General features: G+C 57.4%; 11 protein-coding genes. 8 read left to right on the top strand and 3 right to left on the bottom strand.

Annotated elements, in window-relative coordinates:
- The first annotated feature begins 58 nt into the window (after nucleotides 1-58).
- From CQ13_RS31425 to CQ13_RS31395, 8 genes are all read left to right on the top strand, one after another.
- The gene (locus CQ13_RS31425; RefSeq protein WP_057846703.1) at nucleotides 59-1267 is read left to right on the top strand and encodes a pyridoxal phosphate-dependent aminotransferase; all 1209 of its coding nucleotides are present in this window, start codon (nucleotides 59-61) and stop codon (nucleotides 1265-1267) included.
- A 17-nt stretch (nucleotides 1268-1284) separates the two neighbouring features.
- Nucleotides 1285-1572, top strand: coding sequence for a sugar phosphate nucleotidyltransferase (locus CQ13_RS47325; protein ID WP_156434019.1), 288 nt, complete (start codon nucleotides 1285-1287; stop codon nucleotides 1570-1572).
- A 10-nt stretch (nucleotides 1573-1582) separates the two neighbouring features.
- Nucleotides 1583-2092, top strand: a complete 510-nt coding sequence (locus tag CQ13_RS31420; RefSeq protein ID WP_156434018.1) for a hypothetical protein — start codon at nucleotides 1583-1585, stop codon at nucleotides 2090-2092.
- A complete protein-coding gene (locus CQ13_RS31415; protein ID WP_057846690.1) occupies nucleotides 2089-2715 on the top strand; it encodes a CDP-alcohol phosphatidyltransferase family protein in 627 nt (208 codons plus the stop codon). The genes CQ13_RS31420 and CQ13_RS31415 overlap by 4 nt, the downstream gene beginning before the upstream one ends.
- A 41-nt stretch (nucleotides 2716-2756) precedes the next feature.
- A complete protein-coding gene (locus CQ13_RS31410; RefSeq protein ID WP_057846689.1) occupies nucleotides 2757-4436 on the top strand; it encodes an aminotransferase class I/II-fold pyridoxal phosphate-dependent enzyme in 1680 nt (559 codons plus the stop codon).
- A gap of 144 nt (nucleotides 4437-4580) precedes the next feature.
- On the top strand, nucleotides 4581-5411 hold the full coding sequence (locus tag CQ13_RS31405) for a class I SAM-dependent methyltransferase (protein ID WP_057846688.1): 831 nt from the start codon (nucleotides 4581-4583) through the stop codon (nucleotides 5409-5411).
- A 26-nt stretch (nucleotides 5412-5437) separates the two neighbouring features.
- Nucleotides 5438-6451, top strand: coding sequence for a succinylglutamate desuccinylase/aspartoacylase family protein (locus CQ13_RS41755; protein ID WP_082637751.1), 1014 nt, complete (start codon nucleotides 5438-5440; stop codon nucleotides 6449-6451).
- A 29-nt stretch (nucleotides 6452-6480) separates the two neighbouring features.
- Nucleotides 6481-8031 (top strand): hypothetical protein, encoded by a 1551-nt coding sequence (locus CQ13_RS31395; protein ID WP_156434017.1) that lies wholly within the window; start codon nucleotides 6481-6483, stop codon nucleotides 8029-8031.
- Between the two features lie 240 nt (nucleotides 8032-8271).
- On the opposite strand, the gene CQ13_RS31390 is transcribed toward CQ13_RS31395, so the two are convergent.
- From CQ13_RS31390 to CQ13_RS31380, 3 genes are read right to left on the bottom strand one after another with little or no spacing between them, the layout of a single operon-like run.
- A complete protein-coding gene (locus CQ13_RS31390; protein WP_063800197.1) occupies nucleotides 8272-10455 on the bottom strand; it encodes a hydantoinase/oxoprolinase family protein in 2184 nt (727 codons plus the stop codon).
- Entirely contained in the window at nucleotides 10452-12119 is a 1668-nt protein-coding gene (locus CQ13_RS31385) for a hydantoinase B/oxoprolinase family protein (protein ID WP_057846685.1), read from the bottom strand. Before CQ13_RS31385 ends, CQ13_RS31390 begins: the two co-directional genes overlap by 4 nt.
- The gene (locus CQ13_RS31380) at nucleotides 12116-13174 is read right to left on the bottom strand and encodes a hypothetical protein (RefSeq protein ID WP_190242121.1); all 1059 of its coding nucleotides are present in this window, start codon (nucleotides 13172-13174) and stop codon (nucleotides 12116-12118) included. The genes CQ13_RS31385 and CQ13_RS31380 overlap by 4 nt, the downstream gene beginning before the upstream one ends.
- Nucleotides 13175-13226: the final 52 nt, after the last annotated feature.

Below are 13226 nucleotides of genomic sequence, written 5' to 3'. Positions count from 1 at the left end.
CGGCCACGCGGCGCAGATCACCTCCACAAACTCGATAATCAACTCAGGAGGAGCGCACATGTTGGCGCACCGGATTTCTTTGGTTTCAAGTTCGGGCACTGCCGCCGCCCGTGAGGCAGCCAAGAAAGCTTCCGCGGCCGGCCATCAGATCATCGACTTGGCGGCCGGCGAAGTCATCACGGAGCCACCATCATCCGTGCGCGAAGGAGCGATTGCCGCCATCAATGCGGGGACGAACCGATACACCGATTCCATCGGCCTAACGCCGCTTCGCACGGCAGTCGCCGAAAAGCTGTCGGCGGAAACAGGGATCCGTTGGAATACGGATGACATCGTAATCACTGCGGGTGCAAAGCAAGGACTGCTCGACGCTGCCTTGGCCGTACTCGATCCAGGTGACGAGGTCATCATTATTCGCCCCTGCTGGCCGACATTCCCGTCTCAGGTTCTTCTCGCCGGCGCAACGCCCGTGTTCGTTGATGCTGGCCCCCCGACATATATTCCCGATATCGGCGCAATCCGCGCCGCCGTCACGCCGCACACCAAAGCCATTATCATCAACTCGCCAAACAATCCTACCGGCGCAGTCTATGATCGAACGACTCTTCAAGCTATCGGCGATCTCGCAATCAACTATCAGCTCTGGATCGTTTCCGACGAATGTTACTCCAGCTTCGTATTCACCGGTTCGCGCCATGAGTCGATCGTCATGGCGCATCCGGGCGTACGTTCACGGACGATCCTGGTTAACGCCTTCTCCAAAGAGCTGGCGATCACGGGTTGGCGACTGGGTTATTTCGCGGCACCGGCGGAGATCATTTCTGCGGCCAAGAAGCTGCAGAGCCATACGATCTCGAATGCCAACGTGATCGCGCAGTACGCGATCCTGCACCACCTTCAAGTCAGCGACGGCAGCTTTGAACGGGACATGCATCAGCGCCTGGTAAGGGCTCGTAACGCTGGTCTTCTCATTCTCTCTGGTCTGCACGACGTGGCCACGCCGGGAGCAAACGGCTCATTCTTCTTCTATCTTGATTTGAGTAGGCTTGTCTCCGCTCTGCCGGCTGGAGGCCCCATTCGATCAACCGACGATATTGCACGAGTGCTCCTGGAGGAAACCGATGTGGCATCCGTTGCTGGTAGCACCTTTGGCGACGTGAACGGCCTGCGTCTCTCCTTCGGCGCTCCACCAGACCTGCTGGAGTCGGGGCTGAGACGGGTCGTTGACACCTTGAACAGCCTGAAGATCAAGTACGCAGCGGCCTAACCAGAAGGAAATCTTGGATGCTCAATGGTACACGGGCGGTGATTCTTGCTGCAGGAATCGCCTCAAGGCTGCGCCCCTACACGGAATCCGTCCCAAAATCATTAGTGGAGGTGAACGGAAGCGCAATGCTGCACAACGCGCGGCATCAGCTCTCCGCACTTGGAATCGTGAAGCAACCATCGTCGTGGGTCATCGCAAGTAAGCCCTCGAGCAGTCCTGTGGCCACCATTTCGCGAATGTCGCCATCGAATATGTCCACAATCCCATGTTCGATCGGACCGGCAGCGGCTATTTTCTATGGCTAGCGCGACTCCAATGCTTGCCGGCGACACCGTCTTTCTCGAAGGCGATGTGTTCTTCGAACGCGAAGTCGAAATAACGCTTCAAACCGTGTCGCCAACCATCCAGAGCGCGGCAGCTGTCGCATCTTTCAAGGCATTCATGACGGGCGCGGTCGTCGAGCTGGCTGAAGATGGCTCCGTCGCCACCTTCTTCATGCACCAGACGCCCATTGAACTGCAAGCCAGAGGCCTCTTCAACGGGATCGATCGGGCGCGCTTTTGCGGCGTTGGATTACGCGGACAGCTGGCGCCGGCGCTCCAGGGGGCGGTCGAGAGTGGGCATCGGATACGGCCTATGTTGATCCTGGCGTTCCTTGTGGACGCCGAGGACCCCAGCTTTCGACGACCGATTACAGCGATACACGCTGGTCGAATCGACAGCGAAGATGTCCTTCGCCTGGCGGAAAGGATATTCGCGCCGCCCGGCGACCTTATACTTCCCGCGGCAACTTTGATCTTGCTGGCAGCAGGAGCAAGACGATGATCGGTTATCTTCGTGACTATGCTAATGCCATTACCGCCCTCGCCTACCTGTCTGCGGTCATCGGGCTTTTCCTTGCCTTCAACGGCAAGATTGAGCTCGGCGTTGCAGCGATGCTCTGGACTTGGTTCCTCGACCATTGGGACGGTCACGTTGCACGCAAGACGAGCCATCTTCGTCGTCCAGGCGTGGCAGAGTTCGGAAAGAGCTTTGATGGATTTTCCGACCTCATTCATGGGGTGGTCTTTCCCGCCGCGATAATCATCCTTGTTGGTCAAGGTACGGCCCTGTCGCTCCTAGCGAGCTCGTTGCTGGTTTTGGCAGGTGCGATCAGGCTCAGCTATTTCGAGAATGTCGGATTGACCGACGACGCCCGCTTTATCGGCATTCCGGTCTCCTACGACACGCCACTACTGGCTGTCCTGTTCCTCGCTCGCCGTTTGATACCGGATAGTATCTTTCCGACGGTCGTGGCGATCGCCTTTATGATACTGGCACCGCTTCATGTGACGACTTCGATCCGCGTTCCGGCTATTCGGGGGACCGCAGTGCCGATCGCCACCGGCTTCGCGATCGCGGCATCTATTGCTTTGGTGATGATCTCCCAACCCGGCTTTCAACCATAGGATCAGTGGCAAATCATAAGATCGTGGCTAGGAACAACGAAATGAAGGATGTGAGCGAGATTACTCAAACGCAGCCGGTGTCACCCAAAGCGATGCCGATCGATTTTGGGCGGAATTTTCCACCTCCCAGCCCGGTGGTTCAACGCGCTCTAACGAACACATTGGCCGACCTTGGAGGTACAAATATTGCCGATGCCATTCGCTTTCCGCGCTTCATGGGAACGGTGGGCGATCGAGAGGCGGGAGCAACCTGGATTGGTCAACGGCTGGGTCAGAAGCCGGACATGGAGCGCGTCGTACTTGCAAACGGCTCACAGAGTATCCTAGCGATGTTAATGGCTCGGTTCGTCAAACCCGGCGGTGTCCTTCTAACGGAGGAGCTGACCTATCCAGCGATCAAGCCACTTTCGGCCTTGTTTGGGATCGAGCTCCGCGCTGTGTCGATGGATGCTGAGGGCATTGATCCGGCAAGTCTTGATAGAACCTGCGTCGAGCTCGGCGACAATGCTCGGGCCCTCTATTGCATGCCCACACTGCATAACCCAACGTCCGCAACAATGTCTGAGGCACGGCGCGCGGACATTGCGACAGTGGCTCGCCGATACGACCTTTGGCTCTTTGAAGACGATATATACGGCGTCCTGCCGGAAGAGGCCCCTCCCCCACTTGCTCTCTATGCGCCCGAGCGCAGCTGGTACATTTTAGGACTGAGCAAATCTCTCGCTGCGCAGCTTCGCGTGGCGTATGTCGTCGGACCCAATCCGGACATCTCGCGAGATGCTTTTTGGCCTGGAGTTCGGACCACGAATTGGATGGTGGCACCGCTGGTGGCGGAGGTCGCATCGCGATGGCTCGCAAATGGGATCGCCTCGGAAATACTGCGATCCGTGCGAGCAGAAACGTTGAGACGCCGGGCCCTTGCTGCGTCGATTCTGCCCTACATTCAGACTTCCCCAAGCGCGTTCAACTATCATCTTTGGATCGAGTTGCCGAAAGCATGGCAGCTCGACGCCTTTGTCAAGGCGGCCCTTGATGCTGGAGTGGTTGTTGGATCCGGCGATTCATTCGCCGTTAATAGTCAACAGGGCGACCGCAACTTTCGCATCGGCCTGGGCGTAGCGCCGGATCAAGATGAACTTATTCGCGGGTTGAAGACAATTGCATCTTTTCTTGATGCAGGCCGCGGATCCGGGGTTGGACCGATGGAGGGCCAATCGCGGCGTAGTGCAGCAATAGATCAGTCCCCGCCCAGCGATACCGACTTACGCGTTTGTTTCATTTCCGAAGAAGCAGGCCTTGACCTTCGCACTTCGGAATTGGCACCCGCACCTGCGAAACCAGTTCCGGCCTATCCTTACGCCAAAGTCTTATTTCACGTTGGCGCCTACTGTGGATCGATCCTGGCGTCCGTCGCAACGTTTATCCTCGAAGATATGGAGCCGGATCAAGAAAGTCAGTCATCAGGGCGCAGTTGGCGAGTTCGTGGAATGGCAACGGCCAAAGATTTCCGTCACCTTGGTTTTGCCAGTGCCGTACTCTACCATGGTCTCCGTGAAATCCGTAGGCGTGGTGGGCTTGTGGTGTGGTGTAACGGGCGAAAAACGGCTGGCTCGTTCTATCGACATAATGGGTTCGAACAGATTGGCGACGAGCGGCATGTGCGGGGCCTTCCACCCCATTACCGCTTTAAGAGAGCTATAGGACAGCCGCATTATTCTTAGGCCATAACGCTAACATCGGCCTCGCTGCCTGCTTCCAACTCTGCTCGTTCTCAAATTTTGCTCAACAGCCAAACGGTATCCCTGCTCTCTGCCCAACACCCTCATTGGCTCGGTGTGGAATCGAAGCTTCTTTGGAGAAATCTCATGTCGACACAGATTTCGGCGAAATCCGTTGGATGGGAACATTATCAGATCCTTGGTGAGCACTACGACAAGGAACGACCCGGATATCCCATCAGCGTAGTTCACGAGATTGCGGGGCGGGCTTTGTCCTTGCCTCACGCCTCCCGCCGAGTGGTCGACGTAGGCTGCGGGACGGGCATCTTCACGCGAATGTTGGCCGATGCTCTTGATGGCTCGTTTGAAGTCCGTGGTCTCGAGCCAAGTTCGATGATGATTCGACAGGCAACTGAAGCAACAAAGTCGCTTCGGCCAATTCGCTTCGTCCAATCTACGGCGGAAACACTTCCGTTCAGCGATCGGGCGATCGGGGTGATAACGGCCGCTGGTGCCGCACAACTCTTTAACCGGATGCTTTTCTACGCAGAAGCGCTCCGCGTCCTGGTAGATAATGGCCTCCTCGCGATATTGCAGAACAAGCGTTGCCATCAGACCGGCTTCTTCCAGTCCTTCGAGCTATTCCTCGAGAAGTTCGTTCCCGGCTATCGAACAGGCACTTACGCGGACGCTCGGGGCGGACATTCGGCCGCCAACTTCGAGGCTGAGCTTGCCTCAGACTATCGTTTTTCGAACCTGATGGTCCAGAGATGGGACTGGCCAAGAACGTTTACTATCGAGAGCTTTGAGGCGTTCGCCTTGTCAACAATCCAACTCAAAATGGCGAGAACAGCGCACGGCAATGACATAATCATAAAAGAGCTACGGTCAATCCTGTCCGACCACTGTGACGCTGTTGGCAGCATTAATGTGATCTACAGCACCGAACTCACAACTGCAGTGCGGACCGTGCAGTAATTAGTCCCGTAGGAGGCGGAAACACCATGCAGAAGTCAAGAATCTGGTCGGAAATCGACTTTCAGAAGGAAGGCAAGGCCACCGGCTATCTTCGTGTGCCGATCTCAACCAATGCCTCGGCATACGGATGGATCCCAGTTCCGATTGCGAGCATCAAGAATGGATCGGGCCCTCGGGTATTGTTGATTGCGGGTAGCCACGGCGATGAGTGGGAAGGCCAGATCATGCTCATAAAGCTGATCCAGTCCCTACAGGCACAGGACGTTAACGGGCATTTGATAATCCTGCCCGGGGCGAATGCGCCAGCTGTTGAAGCTGGCCAAAGAGTCTCTCCCTTGGATGACGGAAACCTGAATCGCAGCTTTCCGGGGGATCCGAATGGGACCCCGACGATGATGATCGCGCATTTCATCGAAACGGTCCTGTTGCCGGGCTGCGATCTGGTTTGTGATTTTCATTCGGGAGGCAGTTCGCTGGAATACTTGCCTTCTGCTGTGATTATTGCTGCGAAGTCCGCTTCACAACTCCGCCAACGTCTAGCTCTCCTTCGAATTTTCGGCTTACCTGTTGGGTTCGCAACAGATGCATCCACAGGCGGCGATCGCAGCTTGACCGGTGCTTGCGATCGGCATGGGAGCGTCCCTTGTCTTTCGACCGAACTGGGCGGTGGGGGCGCCGCTTCACGCACTCTGCTACGCGCTGCAGAGGATGGTCTTGCGCGCGTTTTGCATCATATCGGTGTCCTGAACGCTGCTCCGAAGGAGCCCAATCCTTGTTCGACTCAACTCCTCTATCGCGTTCGACCAAACGACTTCGTTTACTCCCCTGCAAAGGGCCTATTCGAGCCCTTTGTAAATCTCGGAGATACCGTCAGCGATGGTCAGGAGGCGGGGCGCATTCACTTTACCGAAGAGCCTTGGCGGAAGCCTGTCCCAGTTCACTTTGGAGTGGGTGGCATTGTTTTGTGCCGGCGTTTTCTGGCGCGGGCAAACCTTGGTGATTGTCTGTTTAATGTTGGGAGAACATGGACCCCAGAATAGCACAATTGAGCTGCCAGACACGAATTATCATGACTTCAAGTCCTCAATTTCATTCGTTGGGCGATAAACTTGGTTCCAATGGGAAGCACCGCCGTGGCTGGATCTACGACGCGTTGGGCGTTCAACCGATCATCAATTGCGCTGGAACGAGGTCGAGCTTTGGCGGCAGCAATCCCATGCCGATGGTGGAGCAAGCCATGAAAGCTGCCGGCGAAGCTTTTGTCGACATGGATGAACTCGCCGAAGGGGTCGGTAGATACATCGCTCAGCTCACTGGGGCGGAATGGGGCGTCGTGACGGCCGGCAGCGTCGCGGCGCTTGCGCTGGCAACCGCCGCATGCATTGCCGGCAACGAACCGATTGCAATGACCCGGTTGCCCAAATCCGACGGTTTGAAAAACCGGGTCCTAATTCCGCGTGCGCATCGGTTCCCCTACGACTCGGTCATAGGCGCTGTCGGGGCCCAACTTATTCCGTTCGATAGTCTTGAAGACCTCGCCGCGCTGGTTGAATCAGCTTGCATGATCTGTTTGCTCGGAAGGGCGGAGATGGCTGACAGCGAGATATCCTTGGAGGCGATACGTGAACGCGTTGGGCACATCCCGATAGTGGTGGATGCAGCTGGACTGTCCCCCGGCAAGCCTGACCCCTGGCTATCACGGGGCGCAACATTAGTTATCTACTCAGGGGGAAAATACCTGCGCGGCCCACAGTCAACCGGCCTGTTGATCGGGTCAGAACCACTGGCGCGGGCGGCCTGGGCGAATGGTCCACCCCACCTTTCGTTTGGCCGCGCGATGAAAGTCGGCAAAGAGGAGATTGTAGGCGCGGTCGTTGCCCTCGAGGCTTGGCTTACTCCGTCTTTACGCGCGAAAAATGAAAACCAATGGCTTCGGCTCTTAAGGACGATCGCGTCGAACCTTTCTCCCGATCTGTTCCGTGTTTCAATACAGCCATCAACTTGGTCGGTCCTCACGCCACGCCTGAGGGTTCATTGGGTTGACGAGCGGATATCCGCGGACGAAATCATTGCCCGGATGCTCCGCGATTTTCGGATTCAACTTCCGGACTTTTACTCAGGCGAGAATGTTGTCCTTGTTGATCCTTTCAACATCCTCGATGATGAGCAGGCCCGCCTAGTTGCTCGATCCCTCAATACCGTACTGAGGGAGATGCAATCTGAGATTGAGAACGCCCCTGACGTGGTTGGTCCAAACGTTGACGAATTTTTCTCGGGACTCTGGAGTAGTGTTGTGAATTTCGCCGGTCGGGTGGAAGAGCATGCCATGGAGCTAACGCAAGAGGGGGCTACCATTTCGGGTTCCTACCGGGGCGATGTCTTTGAAGGTTCGATAACTGGATTTGCCACAGGCAAGGAGCTTCGCCTCGTTGCAAGGCACCAAGCTGACCAAATGGAAGTCTATTATTGCTTTGAAGGCCGGCTCCGCGAGGGCTGTATTGCAGGGGTTGCTCGGTTAGGAGCCGCGACACCGGAGCTGCGAAGTCCGTCTTTTTGTAAGCAGTTCGGAAATGCGGCCTGGACCGCAAGGAGCCGGTCGAAGCCGCAGCGCTCAGCCTGAATGGGCTGCCGGAGGGCTACCTCGTCCATGTGCTGGGCAAACCCGGCTCCGACCTGTCGTGAACCCCTTGCGAAACTGTCCGGCGCGGCACATTCGGCGCATGCGGCGGCGCCGGGACAATGTTTTATCGTCGGTGATGCGCCGCTAGATCCGGGATAGTGGCCACCCAAACGAAGTCGCCATACGCCATTCCTGCGTTCCTGCCGAATGCGTTTTGACGAAGCTCGTTCCATTGAATGCTTAGACACGAGAGACCTCCACTGAGTCCGCTTTTTTGTATTCTTTTCCCGATTCGGCACTGCGCTGGCTCGGCGCTTCCTTGATGTCGATGATCAGATTGAGATAGCTGTCGACCTCGACAGTGCTGCCAGGACCGATGACTGTCGTGGACTCACGCTCTTCCACGACGGCAGGCCCCTCGAACCTGCTTCCTGCGCGCAGACGATAGCGATCATACACATTCGTTGTCACAAGGCCGACCTCGGGGAAATAGACGTATCTGGAGCCTTTTAGAGGTCCGCCTTCGGCGCCTTGGGATATCGAGAACCTGAGGGCCACGTCGGGAGCGGGACCTATGGCCGAGAGCCGCCACGTCAGCACTTCGACCGGTACCCCGGGAATGCTGCGTCCAAAGTGCCGCTCATAGGCAGCCACGAACCGCTGCGCTAGTTCCTCCCGCGTGCCGGCATCTAACGATCCATTGGGAATCTCGATTGGTATTTCGAATCCCTGCCTTAGATAGCGCATGTCTAGACTGCGCCGGAGGATGACGGATTCAGATGAAATGCCGGCCTTTGCGAGGAATTGTCCGGCCTCTTGCTCCATCGCCTTCAGCAACTCATCGACGTGCTGCCAATCGAGATCCGCAAGGCACCCGCCATGGCTCCTTGCGAGATCAATTGCCGGCGCTGCTACCAGAAAGCCCAGCGCAGATATCACGCCAGCGCCAAGTGGAACAATCAGCCGTCTCAGTCCGAGCAGCCGAGCCAAAGAATGCGCATGCAGCGGGCCCGCTCCGCCGAACGCCAGCATAGCGTATTTACGGGGATCGCGCCCTTTCTCCGCGATATACATCCGTGTTGCCGCCGCCATGTTTTCATCAACGATCCTGCGAATTCCAATCGCAGCCTCGTCGACATTGATGCCCAGGGGTCCGGCGACATGCTCCTGGAACGCGCGCCGCACCGCTGCCATGTCCAGCTCCATTTCTCCGCCAAGGAAGTAGGTGGGCGAGAGGTACCCGAGGATTAGGTCCGCGTCGGTCACCGTTGGCCGGCTGCCGCCACGTCCATAGCACACCGGCCCCGGCTCGGACCCCGCGCTCTGAGGACCGACCTTGAGCAAGCCCATCTGATCGATCCGCGCAATTGATCCACCGCCGGCTCCAATTTCGATCAAGTCAATCACTGGTATCTTCAGTGGCAGCCCGGATCCCTTCTGGTAACGGCTCACTCTGGCAGCCTCGAACTGGTTTGACCGTTCCGGTTGGCCACCCTCTATCAGGCACATCTTGGCGGTCGTGCCGCCCATGTCGAACGAAATCAGATCCGGTGTTTTAGTTATCCGGCTATACAAGGTGGCGGCAGTTGCACCCGCGGCGGGCCCTGATTCGATGAGGTGGATAGGGTGCGATTGCGCCGCATCGACGGTTGTGAGGCCGCCTCCGGACAGCATTACATAAAGCGCCCCACGAAAACCTGTCCGACGCAGCTTATCGTCGAGACGCGTCAGGTAGCGGTTCATCATTGGTTGAACGTAGGCGTTGGCGCATGCAGTGTTGCCTCGTTCATACTCGCGTATCTCCGGAGCGATCTCGTGCGAAAGTGTAATGGGTACTCCCGGTAGTTCGGACTGTAGAATCTCCCGAGCATGCCATTCATGTGTCCCGTTTGCGTAGCTGTGGAGGAAGCAAACGGCGACCGCTTCAACACCCTCGGCCTTCAGTTGCCGCGCGGCAGCACGAACATCGGCTTCAGCTAGTTCTATGAGAATGTCGCCCGCAGCGTTAATTCGCTCGCCAACCTCATAGCGAAAGCGCCGTGCGACCAGCGGTTCCGGCCGGCGCAGAAACAGATCGTGACGATCGTGGCGAATTTCCTTGCCGAGTTCAAGTGAGTCACGGAAACCTCGTGTGGTCAGAAGACCAATCTTGGCACCACTTCTTTCGATTATCGTATTTGTGACAAGCGTCGTGCCGTGCACGATGTCGTTTACGTCCTCTATCGCGCAGCCGGACTCCTGCAGAAGTCGCTGGACGCCTTCGAAAATCGCTCGGCTTGGGTCCGCATGCGTCGTCAGGCGTTTGCCTAGAAAAATCTTGCCGCTCGAACCATCAATGAGAACGATATCAGTGAACGTACCGCCTACGTCGGCCCCTATCCTGACGACGCGGTTACCTGCTGCCAGTTTGCTCAGTTTGCTCACTTCCCCATCCCCCCAAATTGTACTCCATAGTCGCGCTGCAACGCGGCGAGAGTCACGTAACCGTCCATTAGGTCCCGAAGAATGTCCTCGCGCCTGCGCTTTGAGGGGTCTCCAAAGCCACCGGCCCCTGCGTACCGTAGAATCAGTTTCTGTCCTGGCGAGAGCAAGCTGCGCGATTTCGGATGCGGCTTCGTTCCATCGCTCAATTGGATCACGACCGGTGCTCCGGCCTTTCCTCCGATGAGGCCCTCGGGCGGGTTCTTCTGTCGATCAGCCATAAGCGAAAGCTGAACCTCCTGATCGGAAACCACCTCGACCTCAATCTCCTGGCCGAGGCCGCCTCGGAACTGTCCAGCTCCTCCGGAATCCGGAACGAGTTCCTTGCGCCAGACGATGAGCGGCGCTGCCGCCTCGAATGCCTCGATGCTCCCCGAACCCGTATTGGTCGGAAACGGTGTGCAAGAATGGCCATCAGAGAATGCGCTTGCTCCCATTCCGCCGCTCCCAAACAGTACTTGCGAGAAGCGGTTTCCATAGCGATCGGTGCCGCTGTAGACACTGCGCAAGGTTGGCGCCGTCCCAGACTCAGCAATGACCTTCTCTGGTACGATCTGCGCAAGGCACTTATAGATCGCTCCGGCAAGCAGATGGGCAGTGAGCTGCCGCGCATTGCAAGCTGCGGGCTTAATGGGATTGAGAATGCTTCCTTCGGGGGCCGTGACTGTGATCGACCGGTACGACCCCTCATTGCGCGGAGTAGTTGGATCAAGCACGCACTTCAGCGGATAAACCGAGAGCGCGTAGGTGAAATTCATCACAGAGTTCAGGCCGCGCCCGATCTGCTTCGAACTACCGGCATAGTCTACATGAAGCTTCGAACCAGAAATCGTAACGGCACAGACGATCCGCGTCTCCTCGTCATCGTAGCCGTCGGCGACCAGAACTGAGCTATATGTGCCGTCCGGGATTGCCTCTATGGCGGATCTCATCGCCTTGTCAGCGCGATCCTGCAGTGCTGCCGATACGGCAGTGAGATCTTGAAGGCCTGAGGTCTCGAGAAATTCGCCAAGCTTGCGTGCGCAAACCCCGTGCGCGGTCACTTGCGCAAAGACATCACCCAGCACCTGCTCTGGCACCCTCACATTGGCCCGGATAAGGGTGGCAAGTACTCGATTCTCTCGTCCACCTTCAAGGAACTTGGTTGGAGGGATGCGTATCCCTTCCTCAAACACCTCTCGGCAGTCGGCCGAAAACAGGGCGCCACCGATATCCGGGAGATGCGCAATGGATCCGGAGATACCCACCAGTTGTCCACGATGGAAAATGGGGGCAAGCATCGCCAGATCCAAAAGGTGCCCAGTGGTCATCCACGGATCGTTCGTGACTATGCAATCACCCGGCTGCCATTGCTCGATCGGTATCTTGACCAAGCATTGGCTGAGGGTCCGGGGAAGGATGCCGACAAAGGACGGAGTACCAACGTTGGTGTCCGCAATACTGGCGCCGTCAGTGTCCATGAGGACCATCGTGAAATCGTTGGATTCGCGGACAACCGTGGAGAACGCAGTCCGAAGAAGCGCGACGGCCGCCTCATTCACTACAGAGACAAGTCGGTTCCAGAGAATTTCGAGTTCGATTGGATCGAAGTCGCTGTGGACTTTCATGATGAACTCCCGGTGCAATTGAGTGTGCCGAAAAAGGCTTCAAGACGTTGCACCTCGTCACGAAGCTCAATGAGGTGAGCCACGGTTGCTCTCGCACCACAGGCGCCGAGAAAGAAGAAATGCCCGCCCGGCAGATGTCTGGTCAGACGTCGCGGTGCGTCGAGAACGCAGGCGCGCAACCGTACCCAGTCATGAGTAGGGAGTTGCGATGCCGCCAACTTGGGCATGACCGTGTGCAGCAGGCCCTTGACCGTGATCCCTCCCCAGACCGCCTCATCCGCCAAAGCGTGTCGATAGTCCCGCGGATCCACCGGAACGATTGCCGCGCATATCGGATAGTCGTCACCCGAAAAGACACGTGCCTCGCGAAGCGCACGAGAAAGGTCTTGCGGCTGTTCGCCCTTGAAATAAGGGTCGAGCTCGGGTCCCCACAATCCCGGGGGCGCATTCGTGCGATAAAGATTCCGGAAGGCTTCAGGCTCGATGATGCTGCGCCCTTCCAGTCCTGCGATCGCGAGAAGTTCTTCCAGCCAGCGCTCATCTCTCGTGGAACCATCCCGCTTTCCAGACGAAAGATTCCAAAGCCCATTGGACAGAAGGCTCTCGGATGGCGTCAACCCGCCGTCGATCCGCGGGAAAGGCGGCGTTGCGCAGAAGGAGACGAAGCATTCAAGCGCTTGACCGCGAAGGCGCAGCGCGCGGGTCAGGGCAAAAACCAGTTTGCCGCCCATGCTCCAACCACAGGCGATAATCGGACGCTTGCCACCTTCGCCCACCGTCTCTGTCACAAGGCCTGCGAGCGCCGATGCCCATTCCTCTAGTCCGAGGTCCGGCTTAGGTGTCGCGAACACGGGATGGTCGCCGGGATAGGTTGCGGTGACCAGCCCCCACCCTCGTTTGTCGAGCCAGTAGTCGAGGAAGTCGCTCGCCTCGCCTTGTGGATGACCGTACGCAATGCGCGCCAGGATGCCGCCGCCTGTGAGGAAAAGCACGAGCGGCTTCTTGAGATCTCCCGGTCTGCAATACGCCAAGAGCGGAACGCCTTGGATCTTCAAGCAACGCTCACCTGCGAAAAGAGCGGATCGATCCTGTATGGACTGGTGCTGG

This window comes from Bradyrhizobium retamae (assembly GCF_001440415.1).
GTDB classification, from domain to species: Bacteria; Pseudomonadota; Alphaproteobacteria; order Rhizobiales; family Xanthobacteraceae; genus Bradyrhizobium; species Bradyrhizobium retamae.
The sequence above is the reverse complement of the archived record's forward strand: the minus strand, read 5'-3'. Positions and strand labels throughout refer to the sequence as shown.

Excerpts from the sequence above, each read along its gene's own strand:
- CQ13_RS31425 (WP_057846703.1), top strand. The coding sequence starts at position 59 with ATGTTGGCGCACCGGATTTCTTTGGTTTCAAGTTCGGGCACTGCCGCC.
- CQ13_RS47325 (WP_156434019.1), top strand. The coding sequence starts at position 1,285 with ATGCTCAATGGTACACGGGCGGTGATTCTTGCTGCAGGAATCGCCTCA.
- CQ13_RS31420 (WP_156434018.1), top strand. The coding sequence starts at position 1,583 with ATGCTTGCCGGCGACACCGTCTTTCTCGAAGGCGATGTGTTCTTCGAA.
- CQ13_RS31415 (WP_057846690.1), top strand. The coding sequence starts at position 2,089 with ATGATCGGTTATCTTCGTGACTATGCTAATGCCATTACCGCCCTCGCC.
- CQ13_RS31410 (WP_057846689.1), top strand. The coding sequence starts at position 2,757 with ATGAAGGATGTGAGCGAGATTACTCAAACGCAGCCGGTGTCACCCAAA.
- CQ13_RS31405 (WP_057846688.1), top strand. The coding sequence starts at position 4,581 with ATGTCGACACAGATTTCGGCGAAATCCGTTGGATGGGAACATTATCAG.
- CQ13_RS41755 (WP_082637751.1), top strand. The coding sequence starts at position 5,438 with ATGCAGAAGTCAAGAATCTGGTCGGAAATCGACTTTCAGAAGGAAGGC.
- CQ13_RS31395 (WP_156434017.1), top strand. The coding sequence starts at position 6,481 with ATGACTTCAAGTCCTCAATTTCATTCGTTGGGCGATAAACTTGGTTCC.
- CQ13_RS31385 (WP_057846685.1), bottom strand. The coding sequence starts at position 12,119 with ATGAAAGTCCACAGCGACTTCGATCCAATCGAACTCGAAATTCTCTGG.